The following is a 16318-nucleotide window of genomic DNA, read 5'->3' on the forward strand; positions in this document are numbered from 1 at the left end:
AGGCCCCTGAGGTGCCGACTTCTGGCGGCACGGGAGCGGCGTGGAACGCCGATGCGATCAGTGACAGGTTGCACAGAATCTCCACCCACTTAAACAAGATCATCTTCTGCTCGAACGCGCGGCCTGGCTGACCGCCTCGGGCCGTGGACGAGATCGTCACGAAGTGCGCTGCCCCGGTCCGACCCATCCGCGCCCTCGTCCGCCGTCCCGGACGGTCGGCGACGCCGTCCGCGCCCCGTCCTGCGAGGCCGTCCGCACCAACCAGCACGACCCTCGCCATCCCGGTCCGCCGTCCGCGCCAAACGGCCTCCGTCCCCGCCGCCGGCTCGCCCTGTCTGACCGTCCCCACCAGCGGCGCTCGTTCCATGGAGGTGATCAGCAGTACGCCCCCAGTGAGGAGGCCCCGGATCAGGCTCGAAGGTTGCGCGGCGAGACCGCACCGCTGCTACAAAGCCCGAATCCTCGGCCACCCGCCGAGCCCGCATCGGTCGAGCTGGTTGGCCGCAAAACGTTCGCTGTTCAGGGTGAGGGTTCTAACGAGAGGTCTAACGAGCGATCCAACGAGGAACGCAACGACCACGAACAGCCGGGTGAACACGCCCCCTTGAACACGGCGTACCCGCACGTGAAGGGGGCGAGGAGAGCCGGTGGACCGGAACCGACTGATAAGAGATATCCCTCCTACCCGCACATCTGCCACCGGCGGTCCCCGCCTCACGGCGTCCGTCGTGGCCGCCGAACTCGGCCGACTCACCCCCCCCCGAGACCGACTCCTGACCTTCAGCGCTGGCAACACCCTTCCGACTACGGCCCCTTCGAGCCGGATAAGATCATCAGCGCGTCTACAGCAAGCTCAAGCTGCTGGTTATCGTGAACGGCGAATGGCGCTCCAAATGAGCAGATGACCTGCTCGACCCCGGCTTCGCCCCATCGACGGAGCTGTTGGGCCACTTCCTCCGGTGTACCGACCAAGCGGGACCGTGCCCAGCTCCGCAGGGAGATATCAGCCAGTGCACCGCCGGGAGCCCAGCGCTGCAAACTGTGCCACCGTCTCTCAAGATCGTTGTTGTCTCGGCCGATGAGCGTCGTCAGGCCAAGAGACCGGTGAACCGCCGCAGGGTCACGCCCCCGACGGTGGCAGGCTTGCCGCACCATCGCATCCCGGTGCCGGTAATCAGCCATTGTGCTGTCCCACGCGGTGTTCCAGCCGTCCGCGAGCGCGGCGACCTCAAGTAGCTTCGGGCGCTTCCCGGCAACCCAGATGGGCACGCCCGGCACCCGCCGCCGCAGAAGCCCGACTGTGTCCTCAAGCGACGTCAGCCGTTGCCTTGCCGGCGGGAAGTCAAGGCCGTTCGCCCGGTGTTCCGACTCGTTCCACCCGGCTCCGACGGCGACGTCGAGCCGACCGGCGGCGAGTTCGTTCACGGTCGCCGCCATGCGTGCGAGGAGGTTGGGGTTCCTGAACCCGATAGGCGTGGCCAAAGAGCCGACACGGATGCGGTTGGTGATGGCCGCTATCGCGGCCATCAGGGTCCAACACTCAGCCGGCTCCTGCCGTTGCTCCGGTTGCCCTGCAGCGGCGACGTCGACCCAGAAGTGGTCGGAGACCCACACTTGGTGGAATCCCGCGTCCTCGGCCAAGGTGGCGTACTCGATCGCTCGGCGGGCGGTGGAGGGCTGCGGTGTCGGGAAGGAGAATGGGTAATGCGGCAGTGCGAGTCCGAGTCGCATTACATCGCCGCCCCGACCGGCGCACTGAGTAGCCGGATGGCGGGATGATTCGAGTGCTCGCCAGTGGTGAGTCGAATGCACTCGCCGAGCAGGGGTGCGATGAGGTGACGTCGCCCAGCCAACACCGCTCGGGGGATCTCCCGGAGCAGAAGAAGCGCCGCGTACCGAGCAACATCACTGAGATCCTGCTCTGTTCGGGCCGGCGTCGTCATCCGCCGGAACGCGTCGGCTGCCGGGATCCCGAACTGGCGTAGTCGAGGGGTTTCACCGATGGCATAGTCCAGCACGAGCTGGTCGGGTGTCGCTGAAGCCGTGCCGGAGGCGTGGTCTAGGAGGTCGCGTACGTACCAGCTACCGAGCAGGTGGCTGACCATCATGCGCCAGTCGTGATGGTCACCGGACCATTCCCAGTCGATGAGGTGCCAGGTCCCGTCGGAGGCAACCAGTACGTTGCCGGCGTGCGGATCGCCGTGACAGGTGATATGGGAGTCGGGCCTGCCGACGACGAGGAGCTGCTCGAAGGCTCGAAACCAGGAGCCCATGTCGCTTCCGTTAATCATGATGCTCAACCAATGCGAGGGCGGTCCGAGGTCTGTGGTGAGCACGTCCTCCAGCCCCTGATGGCCACGACGACACCGAAGATCATGATTGCGAGTGGCCCGGCTGGGATCGAATCCGGGCTCGGCGGTTGACCGCCATACCGTGACGAGAGTGTTCACCACGTCTTGCCAGATCAGGTAAAGCTCCGGTGTCGGTCCGACACGAGCGATGGCTTCGTCGAGGCTCCACACCGCAGGTGCCGCCGTGACGATGACGTCAAGCGCGGCCTCGGTTGCGGTCCCGAGCACCGCCGGGGTGTGCGAGGCGAAGTGCTTCGCCATGACGGCGTGCCGTTGGGCCTGCACGGACGACCTGACCCTTGGGTTGCGGGTGACCTTCGTGGCGACAGCCGCACCGCCGGGTTGTCGCAGCAGGAACACCTCAGCTCCCGAGGTCCCCGACCTGATTTTTCGCAGCAGGAAGCTGCCGGCCTGCCGGCCGGCTTCGTGGCGACTCATGAGGGTCCTCTTCTACGCGGTGGTGGCTGCGGGTTTGCGGGACCGTTCGGCCTTGCGGCGGAGCTGTGTGTAAACGCCGGTGAGGCCCATCGCCTTGCGGGCCTCGAAGACGGTCTGCTGGACCTCGCGTCGGGTGCGTTCCGTGCCCTCCACGATCAGTTCGTCGACCAGGCCCTTGTCGGCCTCGTAGCGGGCACGCCGCTCGCGCATGGGATCGAGGAACGCGTTCAGTGCGGTGGCGAGTTTCTCCTTGACCTCGACGTCGCCGACCTTGCCCTCGCGGTAGCGGCTCTTGAGGTCATCGACCTCCGTCCGGTTCGGGTTGAAGACGTCGTGGTACTGGAACACGGGGTTGCCCTCGACCGTGCCGGGCACGTCCGCGCGGATCCGTTTCGGGTCGGTGTACATGCCCATGACCTTGCGGCGGACCTCGACCGGCTCGTCCGAGAGGGCGATGGCGTTGCCCAGGCTCTTGCTCATCTTGGCCCGGCCGTCGGTGCCGACCAGGGTGGGTGTCTCGGCGCTAACCAACTCGGGGACGGGGAAGACCTCGCCGTAGAGATGGTTGAAGCGCCGGGCGATCTCCCTGGTGACCTCGACGTGCGCGGCGTTGTCCTTGCCGACGGGCACAACGTGGGCCTTGACGCAGAGAATGTCGGCGGCCTGCAACACCGGGTACCCGAGCAGACCGTACGGCATCTCCTCCTTGCCGGCGTCGCGAGCCATGTCCTTGAGCGAAGGCACCCGCTCCAGGCGCGGCACGGTGACCAGGTTCTGGAAGAGGGTGTTGAGGTCCCCGACCTCCTGGATCGCAGACTGGAGGTAGAAGGTCGCGGTGTTGGGGTCGATCCCGGCGGCGAGGGAGTCAACCACCATGTCCCGAGCGTTCTGGGTGGCCTTGGCGATGTCGTCCCGGGTGTTCTTGGTGGTCAGCATGTGCAGGTCGGCGATGATGAAGAAGCTCTCGTACTTCCGGTGCAGCCTCACGCGGTTGGCGATGCTGCCGACGTAGTGGCCGAGATGCAGTTTTCCGGTGGGACGGTCACCGGTGAGCATCCGCTGAGCGGTCATGACGATGGGGCCTTTCGCGGCGTGACGGGTCAACAAAGGTCGCGCAGGGCGCGCACCAACGGGGCGACGGTCGCCTCGTCGATGACATGGACCTGGATCATCGTCGAAAGTCGCCATCGTGAGCCGTCACGGAACCGCAGCCCCCGAGCCCGGAGTAGAGCGAGGACCTGGTCGCGCCGATCCCCGAGATCGATCAGAAGAAAGTTCGCGTCCGATCGGGCATACCCGATGCGCAGCCGGTCGAGTTCGGCGGTCAGCGTCGCGTACGCGCGCCGGTTCAACCCGATGGTGCGCCGGAGGCTTCTGTCGTCGCCCAGGGAGGCGCGTGCCGCCGTGGCAGCCAGCGCGCTGACAGAATACGGAAGCCGGTGTCGACGCAGCCGGTCGGCGTAGCCAGCGCTGGTGACCGCGTACCCGACTCTGGCACCGAGTAGGCAGTGTGCCTTGGACAGCGACCGGCACACCACCAACTCGTCGCGCTCCTCAAGGAGTCGCGGTGTCAGCGAGAGGGGATGTGCCATGAACTCACCGTAGACGTTGTCGATGATCAGCTTCGCCCCGCTGGGCAGTTGAGGCGCGACTACAGCCAGCAAGTCGGACAACGATATCGAGATGCCGGAGATCGTGTGCGGGATATCCACCACTACCGCGACATGATCATTTTTCAGCGCGGCTCGCAGCGCCTCCAGGTCGTGTCGCAGTGGTCCGCCGTCCCACGCAACCTCGTCGTAGCGCAGTTCGTTCCTGGCGGCGAGTTGCCCGTACAGCTCGAAGGTGGGGGCGGTCGCGAGCACCGCCGCACCGGCTGAAGCCTGCTCACGCATGATCCAGTCGAGGATCTCGGTTGTGCCGTGACCGACCACGACCTGTTCCGGCACCACCCCGGCGTACCGGGCGATCTCGGCCTCCAACTCCACCGGCTCCCGGCGGGGTGGTCGGTGCAAACTGGGAGCGACCCCGGCAACCGCCTTCGGCACGGCGGGACTCGTGCCGACGCGAGCGAGCGTGACCTGTCGACCGTCACCGCGAACGCCGGCAATCACATCGTCGAGGTGCTCAATCTTGCACTGCCCGCACATCACCTCGCCGGCTCGGCATCGACGCGCCGCGGCGGTCGCCCGCTCAGGTGCGGACAATAGTTCGATGACCTCGAAGGTCGGGCAGTCGTTGGGGTTGCCCCCGTATTTGCGCTGCTCCTCGGCGCGGGCTCGGCCGCCGGTCACCGCGCCGATGAACTTTTCCCGGACGGTGTCGGGACGATCGGTGAGAAGGATCGTGGAGGCCGGATCGTTGATGCTGGCCCGGCCACCACGATGCCGCAGGTTCGGAACCAACCGTCGATAGGCGACGTACGGCGTCGGTGCCGCGAGGCGATCCGACACGGTCCTCATCAGCGCCGTATGCGTCACCTGGCCGGCGTCGACCAGCGCGATCGACCCTCTCGGGCTCTGCTCGTACAGGAAGAAGCTCATCATCGTCACCGCGTCCCGCAGCAGGTTCAGTCTGGTGTCATCGGACCAGCCATAGACCTGCCGCATCCGGCGCAACACCAGCCCGGACAACACATCGTCCTCGAAGGCCCGGACCTCGGCCGCGTCGAGGTCGATAACGCGTTCGGGGGTGCGTCCGTCGAACTGCTTCACCCGTTCTGTCAAGAGCTCGACAACCGTTGCGGAGGCCGTGGTGCGGGTTTGTCGGCTGATGAAGGTCACGGAGTGGCCCTTTTCCTGCAGCCATGCGACGTCCCGCGCGAGACTGAGATGGCCGAGATGCAGCCGACTTCCGGCAACACCGACGCGCACGTCCGTACGGTCGTCACCCGTCGCGGCCAATGCTGGGCTCGCAGGCTGCCAGGCCCAGATGGTCCGGCCCGCCAGGTTGTCGATCACCGGCGGTAGGCCCTCGGAGTTGGGAGCGAGCAGTTGGAGCCCGAAACGGCGTGCCCTTTCGGCGTGCTCGTCCGCTACCAGGCTATTGCGGGCCGCGTGCCACTCGGCGAGGACGCTCATCGGCCGGCCCGCCCACGCGAGATCCGTTGCAGCGACTCGTAGGCTCGCTGCCGCTGCCCGACGGTCGTGCGCTGGCGGGCCTTGTCGCGGTAGAGGTCGGGGAAACGGACGTCGCTGTCGTGGCAGACCGCGCCGAACGCCCAGAACCGGGCCGCCGTGATGGCTCGCTCGTGCCGAAGGTCCCCGATCGCCGCCTGCCGGGAGTAGGCATAACGGCCGTCCGCCGTGCGATCGATCATCTGCGCCTGCTGATAAGCGTCTACGATCACCTGCGCCTGCCGTCGCCACAACGGCGATGCCAGCACCGGTGCCTCCAGGACTCGGGCCACATAGCTGTCGAAGTCTGGATAGATGTCGAGAAACGCCAGGTAGGAATCGGCAAGGATCTGGTGGCGAGTTCTGGTGATCGCGCCGAGTCGGCCGGCCACCTCAGCGGCCAGCGGAGCCAAGAACCGCGCCACGCTCGTCAACAGCTCCGCGGCCTCGTCGGCCGGTGTGCAGATGAACGGGCTGAACATCTTTAGCGCGAAGTAGCCGCCATATGCGCGGTCCTGCCCGTCGCGGTCCAGGGCCGACCAAGGCAGCGAGTAGACGGTCACCGGAGCGTCGCGATAGGTGGTGCCAACGCGGGTCGGTGGAACCTCGTCCTCGCGATGGAGCATCATCACGTCGAAGTCACTGGCTGCGGTTGCCGTACCGGTGATTCGGCTGCCGTAGAAGACCCAGACCCGGTCATCAGTCGGGATGCTCTCCGTCGCCGCGCTCAGGGTGTCGATGAGCCGAGGGATCTCGTCGAGGAAGCTCTGAGCGGCGATGTCACGGTAAGGGCCGCTCACCAGGTCCTCCGCGTTGATGCGGCAAGCCAACCATCGACGGCGGCGGTCCAGGAGCCGGACGTGTCGGCCTGGACACCGTCGACCCCCAGCCTCCGGAACGCTTCGACGTTGACCTCCTTGTCATCGACGTACAGGAGGCTGTCACCGGGTGACGCCTGCTCAAGAATCTGGACGTAGGCGGAGGGATTCGGCTTGACCGCGCCGGTCTGGCTGGAGATAAAGATCCGATGGGTTTGACGGTGCAGGCCGGCCGCCTGCAGCGCGGGCACCAACCATTCGTGGCGATGGTTGGACAACAGCCAGATCTGCGCCCCCCTCGACCAGTTGCGTAGCCGGGAAACGGCCGGTAGCGGCGTCATCGTCGACCGCAGCACCGACCGCCAGGCAGGCGACGGCTGCCCGAGACCGCAAGCCGCGGCGAACGCCGGCCAGAACGCGGACTCGTCGAGCAGCCCAGACCACAACGCGTCCCGGAAGTAGTGGCGGAAGATCGCTTCGACTCGGTCAGAGGAGGTTCCGGCCTCCTCGGAGACAACTCGAAAGAGAGGTGCCATCGGCTCCGCCAACAGAACCCCGCAGACGTCCAGCACCAGGATGGGCCGTGACCGTAAGTCCTCGTGAACCATCATCGGCCCGTACTTCTGGGTGTTCGCGCCGTGCATGTGCCCTCCCGTGGGATGAGAGGCACCGAGGCGGCGGGTTCAGCTCGCGGGCCGGGGGGAAGCACGCGTGCTCTCCGACACCGCCTCGGTGCCGGCTTGGGTATCGCCGCCGTCGATGCGGTTGCTGTGCACATCGAGCTTGGTCGGTACGGTGTGTGCGTCGGAAGCCACAGGGTGTAGGCCCACGGTGGCCTACACCTGGGCACTGGTCAGGGGGACCGGGTGGACGGTGAGACTTTCGGGCAGGTGCTACGCCGGCTTCGTCAGGAGCGACGGTTGTCGCTCCGGAAGTTGCAGGTGCTGACCCGCTATGACTTCACGTACCTGGGGCAGGTCGAGCGAGGTGAAAAGCCAGGTTCGATGGAGCTCGCCGAGGTGTGCGACCGGGCACTCGGCGTGGACGGCCTGCTCGTGAAGACATACGGTCGGATGTCAGCGGCCCTGACCCGACCTGGGAGCCAGGAGGATGAAATGCGCCGGCGGACTGCGATCAAGGCTATGGCGGCTTCCCCGCTCGCTTTCGTCGATCAGGCTGGAGTGGTTCCAGAGCTTCAGGTGAGCCGACTCGAACGCAATGCGGAGGTGTACCGGCACCTCTACCACGGGTCTGGGAAACCTGGCGATCTGCTCAGCCTGGCACGCGATCACCTCGAGACCGCGGTCGACGTCATGCGGCAACTGCCCGACGGAGGACTCAAGCGCCGAGTCCTGCGCACCCGCAGCGAAGTCGCCACGCTTGCCGGCCGGCTGACGTTCTTCGACCTGCAGCGACCGGCCGACGCGCGGGGCTACTTCGGACTCGCCCACGAAGCGGCCATCCAGGTGGGGGACGACCTCCTCGCCGCAGCCGCGCTCGGCCATCTCGCCTTCGTGCCGGCGGCCGAGCAGAACACCTCGGCCGCCATCAGCTATCTCGCTGGCGCCGCTGATCATGCCGAACGAAGTGGTGTGCCGGTAGTCCAGTCATGGATCGCGGCGGTGGAATCCGAGGTCCTGGGCACAGCGAACGCGGCCGGAACGCTGCGAGCTCTCGACCAAGCAGCCGCACGCCTTTCCCGACCCGCAGACGCGGCACCACCCGCATGGTTCGACTACTACTCGGCGGACCGGCTCGACGGATTCCGTGGTCGGGCATTCCTCCAGCTCGGTCGGCCCGAGGAAGCCCGATCCGCCCTGACAGCTGCACTACGTGGACTCGGTCCCGTGGCGGTCAAGCAGAAGGCGGTGTTCCTCATCGACATAGCCAGCTCGTATCTCGGCGACCACCCGCAGCTCGACCAGGCGTGTGACCTCGCCGGGGACGCCGCCGCGATGCTGGCGATGGCCGGCTACGCGACCGCGAGCACCCGCCTTCAGGAGTTCCGTACCCGGCTGAGGCCGTGGGACGATGCCACCGTCGTTGCTGACCTTGACGAGCGATTGGGTGCGTTGACCGCATGACCGTCCAGACCTCTTCCCCACGGCGAATCCGCGCTGTCTACTTCGACGTGGGCGAGACGCTGATCAACGAGTCCACCGAGTACGGCACCTGGGCGGACTGGCTCGGCGTTCCCCGGCACACGTTCTCTGCGGTGTTCGGGCAGGTCATCGCGCAGGGGCGGGACTACCGCGAGGTCTTCCAGCACTTCCAGCCTGGATTCGACCTCGCACTGGAGCGGCAGCGCCGGGCAGAAGCCGGATTAGCGGAGCACTTCAACGGCCGCGACCTCTACCCTGATGTCCGGGACTGCCTCGCCGCGCTGAAGGCCGACGGCTATTTTGTCGGTGTGGCGGGTAACCAGACCGCTCGCGCCGGCCGGCTGCTACATGAGCTGAACCTGGGCGTGGACCTGATCGCGACGTCGGACGACTGGGGCGCGGAGAAGCCGACCCGGGAGTTCTTCGTCAAGCTGGTCGAGTCGGCGGGGTGCGCGCCGGAGGAGATCGCATACGTGGGCGACCGCCTCGACAACGACATTCTCCCCGCGCTGGCCGCCGGCCTGACGACCGTTTTCATCCGACGTGGACCATGGGGATACTTCTACGCCACCCGCCCAGAGGTGGAACAAGCGCACATCCGCATCGATAACCTCGGAGATCTTCCGGCACGACTACGGAACATGCAGCCTTAGGACGCCGCTTCCTGAAGACTGACCCGCCGGGAGTCCTGCCCCGCGCATGCGCCTGGGCCTCGCGACGTTGCTGCTCTACGACGTCACCACGTTGTACTTCGGGACTGACGAAGGTGATGGGTTCTGTGAGCCCGGCCTTTCGAAGGAACGCCGACTGGAGCCGCACATTACCGTCGGGTTGCTGACCGGCGGTCGGGTTTCCCGCCGCTCTTGAGCAAGCAGTCCGCTCCAGATATAGGCCGCACTGGACTGATGGCCGGCCCGTCTTGTTCGCACCATGTCCTCACGGTGTCGGAGACGACGAACTCATCTGGCCGAATACGGTGCGTCGTGGAACAACCCCTAGAGGGGTGCCATCCTTTCGCGACTGCATGGGAGAGGCCTGTTGAGATGGTTGATTCCTAGGTGGCGACTACTGTAGCTGCCAGCGGGAGGTGGATGCATATCCCAAAAACTATATGGCGTGGTACGTGAAGTACATGGGCATTTGTCCGCTTCGTCGGAGTGTCGGGTATGTGCCTAGTCGATCGCGAGACAGCTCGACTGTGTCCAAACTGGTAGGCCGCGCCGATGTCGGGCGCTAGCGGAATAGTGTCCGTGCCGCTTGGAGACAGGAGTGATCGCGTTGAGTGACCCGCCAGAGCTGACCTTGGACGATCTCGTCGGTGAGGCCGCAGTGCTGCGGGTCTACCGTCAGGTCTTCTCGGTACTTGCTCGCGAGGCCGGGGCGATGATCGCGGATCCAACGACGGTCAATGTCGATGAGTCGATCTTGGAAGCCTTCGCCGAGGCGGCTGGCGAGGGGCTGACAGTGGAACAGGCTGTTGCCGAGTGTCGGCAATGGGCTGCTCCGATCGTGAGGCGGCGGTTCGACGTTCTGCGCAGCTACGGCGCGATCAGCCGGGTCAATGATCGGCCGAATGAGCTCTACCACCGGGCATCGTTCGCGCCGTATGTAATGCTGTTGTTCTTGCGGCGTATGGCTGAGCAGGGCGGTCAGTCGGAATTGCATCAGCTGCTGACCTTGGAGCAGTTGAACGTCAAGGGCGCCAACGCCGCAGCGGCCGACGGCGTGGCCTCGGTACGCCGGTTGACCAAGGTATTCCGACTACTGGGCAATGAACTGGCCATCCTGGCGGCGGGCAGCACCGCCGAGACGCTCGGTAACAACGCCCAACTCTTGTGGGGTAACGAGTCGCTGATTGACCAAGCCAAGGACGTCCATGCTGTCGTGCTGGGTAGGTGGCCCGAACTCGACCGCGAGTGCGTAGAGCTCCGGGTGGCGCTCGCTGCGTACGCGGACGCGATTGATGCGGCGGCGGGCCGATTGATCGCGCAGGCCGGCACCACCCGCGCGTTGGGGCTGCTTCCGGTGGAGGCTTGGCGCACCTTCGGCCGCGAGTCGAGCCCGGAAGTGCTGGCCGCGGTGCTCGATCGCTTCGTCTTCGACGCTCCCGCGCCGTGGTTTTCACCGCAAGCGCTGATCGAGGCAGTGGAAGCGGGACGCCAGATCAGCACAGCGAGGGTTCCGCCTCCCCGCTCGGATGACGCCGAGCCAGCACCAGAGGCTGATGCTGATATCGCCGACGACATTGAGGAACTCAGAGCCATCGCAGATCGGCTGCTAGCGGACGCGGACTCGGTTAGCGTTGTCGATGTGCTGGATGACGCCGGTGACTGGATATCAGCACGTCGCGTGCTCGCCGAGGTCACCGCGATCCATCACCACCCTGACCTTGACTACGAGCTCGTGTGGCGCGACGGCGTGCGTATCCAGGTCGCCGCCAGCCCTTCGTGGACGTCGCAGGGGCGCTTTGGGCGTGCCAGCCGGGCGGGCGGGGAGGAGGGGTGAACGACTCGGAAACGGCACTGTGGTGGGCACGCACTCGCGCCGCCGGCCCGCAACGCGTGGCACCGAGCAGCGCCTTCCCAGCGGGAATGCTGCGCCTGGTCGAGCCCGACGTCACGGCGGTATGGCTGTTGGCAGTGGTTCCCGAAGGCGCGAGACCCAGCGTGTTGGATGAGTTGGGATTGCCTGCGCTCGCCGTTGAACAACCCAACGACACCGCGCGGGTACTCGCTGCGTGCCTGCGCTGCTGCTGGGCTGAGCCGACCGGGTCGATGTGGCCGGGGACACCGGCGTCCAGGCAACAGGTGGCAGCGGTGTTCGAGGAGCTCACCAACCGGGACGAGATTGCCTCCCACCGAGCCTTACTCGCGGCGATCCGGCGTTTGGCTGGTGCCGGCTGGCTACTCTGGGACGAGTCCGGCCAGACGGTGCGGCTCGGTCCGCGAGTCGCCGCATGGGGATCAGCGGATCTGAGTGCCCTGCGTGAGCTGTTGCGGATTTTGCCCTCCGCCGCCAACATCGGCCACGGCGATCCGGAACTCGGCGATGACCAGCCCTAACGCAGCGCATCCGGTATTTGAGCCGATCCTCGCAGGGCTGAGCGAACGGCACCGCGACGAAGTCCTTGCCGCGTTCGCGGCGGTGGAACATGGCGCCCACCCGGTGCCCGAGGTGCAGATGTTGGCGTTGCGGGATGCCACCCTACGCAGGGACCTTCAGCGGCTATTGCACCGAGTGGGACGGACGCTCGTCCCGGTGGGTGGCACGCAGTGGACCTCGGGGTACCGCGACGACATCGCTGCCGAACTGACCGGTGCAGGTTGGAACGCCCTCCCGGTCATCGATCGGGCCGTGCTCGTGCTGGTGTTGATTCATTCGGGTCGCGATTCCCCGTAGCCAGGGACTACTGTCAGGCGACTCCTGGATCTCCGCGCAGCCGACGCCAGTCGATGAAATTCTTCGCTACGCGCAGCCTGGAAGAGGTGACGTTCGTGTCGCTCTGCAGAGGTTGCGTGCTGCTGGACTCGTGCAGCTCGCGCCCACTCGCGGCAGAGGCTCCGCCGGCAGGACCGCCTACTTACCTGGTCCTCAACTTCACCGGCTGACACCGGTGGCACGCGCGGCGTTGCAGCAAGAGTTGATTCTGGCCGCCGCACCGCACAGCCCGCTGGCTGCGGCGATACGAACGCGCCGCGCGCATCCCCGAGGAGAACAGTGAGCATGGCCCTACCCTGGTCTACGGCGGGCGGCGATTCCGGCCCTGTCGACGTTGTCGGCGAGCGGGTGCTAGTCGGCGTCCAAGTGGTCAATATCTCTCGCCTTTCCACGCACCCGGTACCGATGATCAGCCAGGGCCTGGTCACGGTTGCGGGTCAAGGCCCGAAGGACTCTAACGGTGCGGGGAAGTCTTCATGGATCGCTGCGGTGAGCCTGCTGCACGCCGATGAGCAATGGCGGCTAGCCAGTGGAGCGGCCGGGGCCGCGGAGCTGCTGTTCACCGCCGAGATCGCCGCGCAGGAAGGCCGCTGGTCCAACGTCGACTGGGGGTATGTGATCGGCGTGTTCACTGATCCCCGCGCCGACACCTTCGATGCGCTTTCGGCCCGTGCCCTGACCGTGTGGGTACGGATCAACCGTAAGGCATCACACATTAACCTGCGCTGGAAGGATGGTCTCTACGTCCCCTATGGGGCGACTGAGTTCGAACGCGCCGCAGGAGTCGACACATTGTGGGACGCGCTCCCTACCAGTAACGGGCGTAGCGACTTCCACGCGAACCGACTCGCGTCCGTCCTGTACGGAAGCCATGTGCGATGCGTGTCATTCCTGTCGACCTCGGTGCGCTCCAGCCCAGCGGCCAACCTACTCGCCCAGCCTCTCAACGACCTGGCCCCGCAGAGGATCTTCGACGCCATCGCCACACTGACCGGGTTGGACCGCGAACTCGAACAAGAGCAAGCCCTCCGGTCGGCCGAGCACACCCACCGTAACAACGTCCGCGACGCCGAAAGAGATCTCGATGGCTGGGAACACGAGATGGCAGTCGTTGAGAACGGCATTGCGCAGCGCGGTCACGCTCGCCTCCTGTTGGGCCATGCGAAGGCGTCATGGCAAGCCCGCTGCGCTCGACACTTCGTTGACGGAGCCGCTCGCAGCGACGAAATCCGCCATGAACTCAATGCGCTGGAGGTCCGCACCAAGGAATTGCAAGCAGAACTGTCCACCGTGGAACGCGATCTATCAGGATTGACCGACCACGAGGAGTTCAACCGCAACTTCCGCGAGGTCGAAGGGCGATGGAAGGAATTCAGTGGGCGCGACCAGCGCCTGGACACCGATTATCAGGTCGCCGCCCGGAATCTGGAAGACCTGGCTACGGCACATCGGGAGCTTTTCGACAAGGCTCGCGCTGCTGACGGACGCAGCGTTGAGACCGCGCAGGCTGAGGAGGCCGGTGCACGCATAGCCGTGGAACAGGCTCTCGGGTCCAGGGGAGTTGCCGAAGATGCCGAGAAACAAGCGAGCAGGATGCTGGCCGCCACCGAGTCCGGCGAGGACCTCGCCGCAGACGAGCTACAGGTGCTGCGCGATGAGGGTATCCCCGCCGCCGCGTTGTTGGACGTCGTCCAGCTCAACCCCGATCAGCGACGCAACTGGGAGCCCCGCCTTGTGCCCTATAGCGGTGCCGTCGTGGTCCTACGCGGGCACGCTGACAGAGCCCAGGAGAAACTCGCGGGGCGGCCAAGGAGGGCGACGCTGGTCATCGCTGACCCGCCTCGAATGCACGCGCCCATCCACAGCACCAGCCTGCCCGCGAGCGCCGATACCAGGTTCGACCTCACCACGTTCTTTACCGCGATCGTCGGTCGGTCGGGCACCCAACCTGCAGAGATCGACGTGGCCGCCGGGGTAATCGTGGTGGGTGAGTTCGCAGATCCACTCACCGGCCGAGCCGCGCGCATCGCCGCGGCCCGCGCTGAGCATCGCGCGAAAGCCGCTCTTCTCACCGAAGCCAACAAGCTCGTCGCCAGTGCCCGGCGCACGCTGGCCCGAGCAGAGATCCGTACCAAAGCGGCCGAGGCAGGTGAGCATGCGGACACGACCAAGCAGAAGATCTCCGAACTGCGAGCGGCCAACGAGGAGCGACAGGAGCGACGCGATGCGCTGAAGCCCGTGCTGGACGCCGCCCATGCGGCCTACACCGACGTGCTGGGCGCGGGCAAAGCACGCGAGGAACGGATCAAAAACCTGCGCGGCGCAAAACAGCGCCTTGAGCGTGAGCAGATCGAAGAAGACGAAACCACGACAAAGCTCACCGATGAGCGGCTGGCTCTGGACCTGCCCGGCCGCGAGGCGGCCTGGGGAGACTCACCCGAGTCCGCGAACCGGTTCCTGCTGACCCTGGACGCCGAGCAGCAGACCCGCACCACCGGGGCGTGGAACGAGGAAACCTGCTCTAAAGTCAACGAGGTTGTGCGGCGGTGTTTCCCCGAGGGCACACCCCACGACGAGATGCCCGCCGAGATCCGGGAACTGCTTATCGAACAACGTTGGCATCGCGGCGGGCTGGACACACGCGTCGGTCTGGTTCCGGCGCTCATCCGCGCGCTGCGTACCCATCTGACCCAGACCGAACAGCACGACCACTACCAGCAGCAGCAAATCACCACCCAGCGTGCGCAGCGCACCGGTGACCTGCAGGCGGCGCGGCTAGGCTTGAGTGAGGCCGAACAGACTTCCCGGGCGCACCGGGCATCGCTTGCCCAAGGGATCAAGGCGAAGCTGAAGAAAGTCAGCGAAGAGTTCAACCGCCTCGACGAACGGTACGGCGGTTACGGGGCGAGCCTGGACTACCCGGAGCCGGAGCCACCCGCTGAGCCCGATAGGCCATGGCGGTGGGCGGTCACACCCAAGTGGCGGCGGGCCGAGGGACACCGGATGTCGGGCTACAACCTTCGTAGCAACACCGCCCAAATGGACGAGAAGGCCGTCAAGCTGGTGTGCGCCGCCGCGCTTGCTGGAGGGGGCGGTCGACCCTTGCTGCTCATTGAGCCTTTTCCAAGCTGATCTTGCAGCTCAGGGTGGGTGCGGCAGGCCCGGTGATCGGTGGGTGCGAGGCTCCAGGTAGGACAGCTGTCGACCAAGACTCGAAGCCCCGACCGGGAGCCTCGCCATGCTGTCCTACCCTGCCACGATTCCGTTGTCCAGCCGCACCCTGAACTACCTCGCCGAACGCATCCGCGGTCACCGCAAGCAGCGCCGCTCCCGGTGGCGGCGTCTCGAACCCGGCCGGCAGGCGCTGCTGGCTCTGGCCCATCTGCGTAACGGCGACACCTACACCCGACTCGCGGCCGGCTTCGCCATCGGCGTCGCCACCGCCTGGCGCTACGTGCAGGAGGCGATAGCCCTGCTCAGCTCGGCAGCCGACGACCTGGACACCGCCATGGAACGGATCCGTCGGCTGGCGTACGCGATCCTGGACGGCACCCTGATACCGATCGACCGGGTCGCCGACCAGAAGCCGTACTACTGCGGGAAACACAAGCACCACGGCGTGAACGTGCAGGTCATCGCCGATGCCGCTGGCCGGCTCGTCTGGGCTTCACCGGCGCTGCCCGGTTCGGTCCATGACCTGACCGCAGCCCGGACTCACGGCATCATCGACGCGCTGAGCAGGGCAGACGTGATGACCTTCGCTGACAAGGGCTACCAAGGAGCCCGCGGCAGCGTGCGCACGCCATTCAAGCGGCGCCGCTTCCGCCCAAAGCTGTCACGCCGGCAGAAAGCCGTGAACCGTGCCCACGCGAAGATCCGCGCTCGCGGCGAACGCGCGATCGCCACCCTCAAGACCTGGAAGATCCTGACCAAGCTGCGCTGCTGCCCACGCCGAGCGACCCCGATCGTGCAGGCCATCCTCGTCCTGCACCACGTCGAGACCGACCGCTACGCAGGATGAAAAAGGCTCATTCTCGATGAACTCGGCCGTAACC

General features: G+C 66.2%; 13 protein-coding genes and 1 pseudogene. 8 read left to right on the forward strand and 6 right to left on the reverse strand.

The features are described 5' to 3' along the window. Positions 1–804: 804 nt before the first annotated feature. Genes OIE53_RS27220 through OIE53_RS27245 form a run of 6 tightly spaced genes read right to left on the reverse strand, consistent with a single transcriptional unit; the run spans position 805 to position 7367 of the window. Positions 805–1731, reverse strand: coding sequence for an LLM class flavin-dependent oxidoreductase (locus tag OIE53_RS27220; protein ID WP_327024283.1), 927 nt, complete (start codon positions 1729–1731; stop codon positions 805–807). After that, the gene (locus tag OIE53_RS27225) at positions 1731–2789 is read right to left on the reverse strand and encodes a phosphotransferase (protein ID WP_327024284.1); all 1059 of its coding nucleotides are present in this window, start codon (positions 2787–2789) and stop codon (positions 1731–1733) included. Before OIE53_RS27225 ends, OIE53_RS27220 begins: the two co-directional genes overlap by 1 nt. A gap of 12 nt (positions 2790–2801) precedes the next feature. Beyond that, entirely contained in the window at positions 2802–3860 is a 1059-nt protein-coding gene (gene trpS, locus OIE53_RS27230; protein ID WP_327024285.1) for a tryptophan--tRNA ligase, read from the reverse strand. A 29-nt stretch (positions 3861–3889) separates the two neighbouring features. Beyond that, positions 3890–5869, reverse strand: coding sequence for an aminotransferase class I/II-fold pyridoxal phosphate-dependent enzyme (locus tag OIE53_RS27235; protein WP_327024286.1), 1980 nt, complete (start codon positions 5867–5869; stop codon positions 3890–3892). Then, complete coding sequence (locus tag OIE53_RS27240; protein ID WP_327024287.1) at positions 5866–6705, reverse strand: hypothetical protein; 840 nt, start codon at positions 6703–6705, stop codon at positions 5866–5868. Before OIE53_RS27240 ends, OIE53_RS27235 begins: the two co-directional genes overlap by 4 nt. Further along, positions 6702–7367, reverse strand: coding sequence for an HAD family hydrolase (locus OIE53_RS27245; RefSeq protein ID WP_327024288.1), 666 nt, complete (start codon positions 7365–7367; stop codon positions 6702–6704). Before OIE53_RS27245 ends, OIE53_RS27240 begins: the two co-directional genes overlap by 4 nt. A gap of 246 nt (positions 7368–7613) precedes the next feature. Here OIE53_RS27245 and OIE53_RS27250 point away from each other — a divergent pair, with 246 nt between their 5' ends. The 8 genes and pseudogenes from OIE53_RS27250 (at position 7614) to OIE53_RS27280 (ending at position 16284) form a co-directional block, all read left to right on the forward strand. Beyond that, positions 7614–8807 (forward strand): helix-turn-helix domain-containing protein, encoded by a 1194-nt coding sequence (locus OIE53_RS27250; RefSeq protein WP_327027447.1) that lies wholly within the window; start codon positions 7614–7616, stop codon positions 8805–8807. After that, positions 8804–9478, forward strand: a complete 675-nt coding sequence (locus OIE53_RS27255; RefSeq protein ID WP_327024289.1) for an HAD family hydrolase — start codon at positions 8804–8806, stop codon at positions 9476–9478. The genes OIE53_RS27250 and OIE53_RS27255 overlap by 4 nt, the downstream gene beginning before the upstream one ends. 25 nt (positions 9479–9503) lie before the next feature. Next, a pseudogene (locus OIE53_RS28570) lies at positions 9504–9693 on the forward strand (IS1634 family transposase); the annotation flags it as partial. A 401-nt stretch (positions 9694–10094) separates the two neighbouring features. Continuing rightward, positions 10095–11330, forward strand: coding sequence for a hypothetical protein (locus OIE53_RS27260; protein ID WP_327024290.1), 1236 nt, complete (start codon positions 10095–10097; stop codon positions 11328–11330). Further along, entirely contained in the window at positions 11327–11887 is a 561-nt protein-coding gene (locus OIE53_RS27265; protein WP_327024291.1) for a hypothetical protein, read from the forward strand. The genes OIE53_RS27260 and OIE53_RS27265 overlap by 4 nt, the downstream gene beginning before the upstream one ends. Next, positions 11874–12224, forward strand: coding sequence for a hypothetical protein (locus OIE53_RS27270; protein ID WP_327024292.1), 351 nt, complete (start codon positions 11874–11876; stop codon positions 12222–12224). The genes OIE53_RS27265 and OIE53_RS27270 overlap by 14 nt, the downstream gene beginning before the upstream one ends. Positions 12225–12548: 324 nt before the next feature. Further along, a complete protein-coding gene (locus tag OIE53_RS27275) occupies positions 12549–15395 on the forward strand; it encodes a hypothetical protein (RefSeq protein ID WP_393342159.1) in 2847 nt (948 codons plus the stop codon). Positions 15396–15501: 106 nt separating this feature from the next. Further along, positions 15502–16284: a transposase family protein gene (locus tag OIE53_RS27280; RefSeq protein WP_327024010.1), complete on the forward strand. Its 783-nt coding sequence runs from the start codon at positions 15502–15504 to the stop codon at positions 16282–16284. Positions 16285–16318: the final 34 nt, after the last annotated feature.

Origin of the sequence: Micromonospora sp. NBC_01739, assembly GCF_035920385.1 — a bacterium.
Taxonomy (GTDB): Bacteria; Actinomycetota; Actinomycetes; order Mycobacteriales; family Micromonosporaceae; genus Micromonospora.

What these genes read in the sequence shown, in the direction of transcription:
- OIE53_RS27245 (WP_327024288.1), bottom strand. Translation starts at nt 7,367, where the DNA reads ATGCACGGCGCGAACACCCAGAAGTACGGGCCGATGATGGTTCACGAG.
- OIE53_RS27255 (WP_327024289.1), top strand. Translation starts at nt 8,804, where the DNA reads ATGACCGTCCAGACCTCTTCCCCACGGCGAATCCGCGCTGTCTACTTC.
- OIE53_RS27270 (WP_327024292.1), top strand. Translation starts at nt 11,874, where the DNA reads ATGACCAGCCCTAACGCAGCGCATCCGGTATTTGAGCCGATCCTCGCA.
- OIE53_RS27280 (WP_327024010.1), top strand. Translation starts at nt 15,502, where the DNA reads ATGCTGTCCTACCCTGCCACGATTCCGTTGTCCAGCCGCACCCTGAAC.
- OIE53_RS27225 (WP_327024284.1), bottom strand. Translation starts at nt 2,789, where the DNA reads ATGAGTCGCCACGAAGCCGGCCGGCAGGCCGGCAGCTTCCTGCTGCGA.
- OIE53_RS27275 (WP_393342159.1), top strand. Translation starts at nt 12,549, where the DNA reads ATGGCCCTACCCTGGTCTACGGCGGGCGGCGATTCCGGCCCTGTCGAC.
- trpS (WP_327024285.1), bottom strand. Translation starts at nt 3,860, where the DNA reads ATGACCGCTCAGCGGATGCTCACCGGTGACCGTCCCACCGGAAAACTG.
- OIE53_RS27220 (WP_327024283.1), bottom strand. Translation starts at nt 1,731, where the DNA reads ATGCGACTCGGACTCGCACTGCCGCATTACCCATTCTCCTTCCCGACA.
- OIE53_RS27235 (WP_327024286.1), bottom strand. Translation starts at nt 5,869, where the DNA reads ATGAGCGTCCTCGCCGAGTGGCACGCGGCCCGCAATAGCCTGGTAGCG.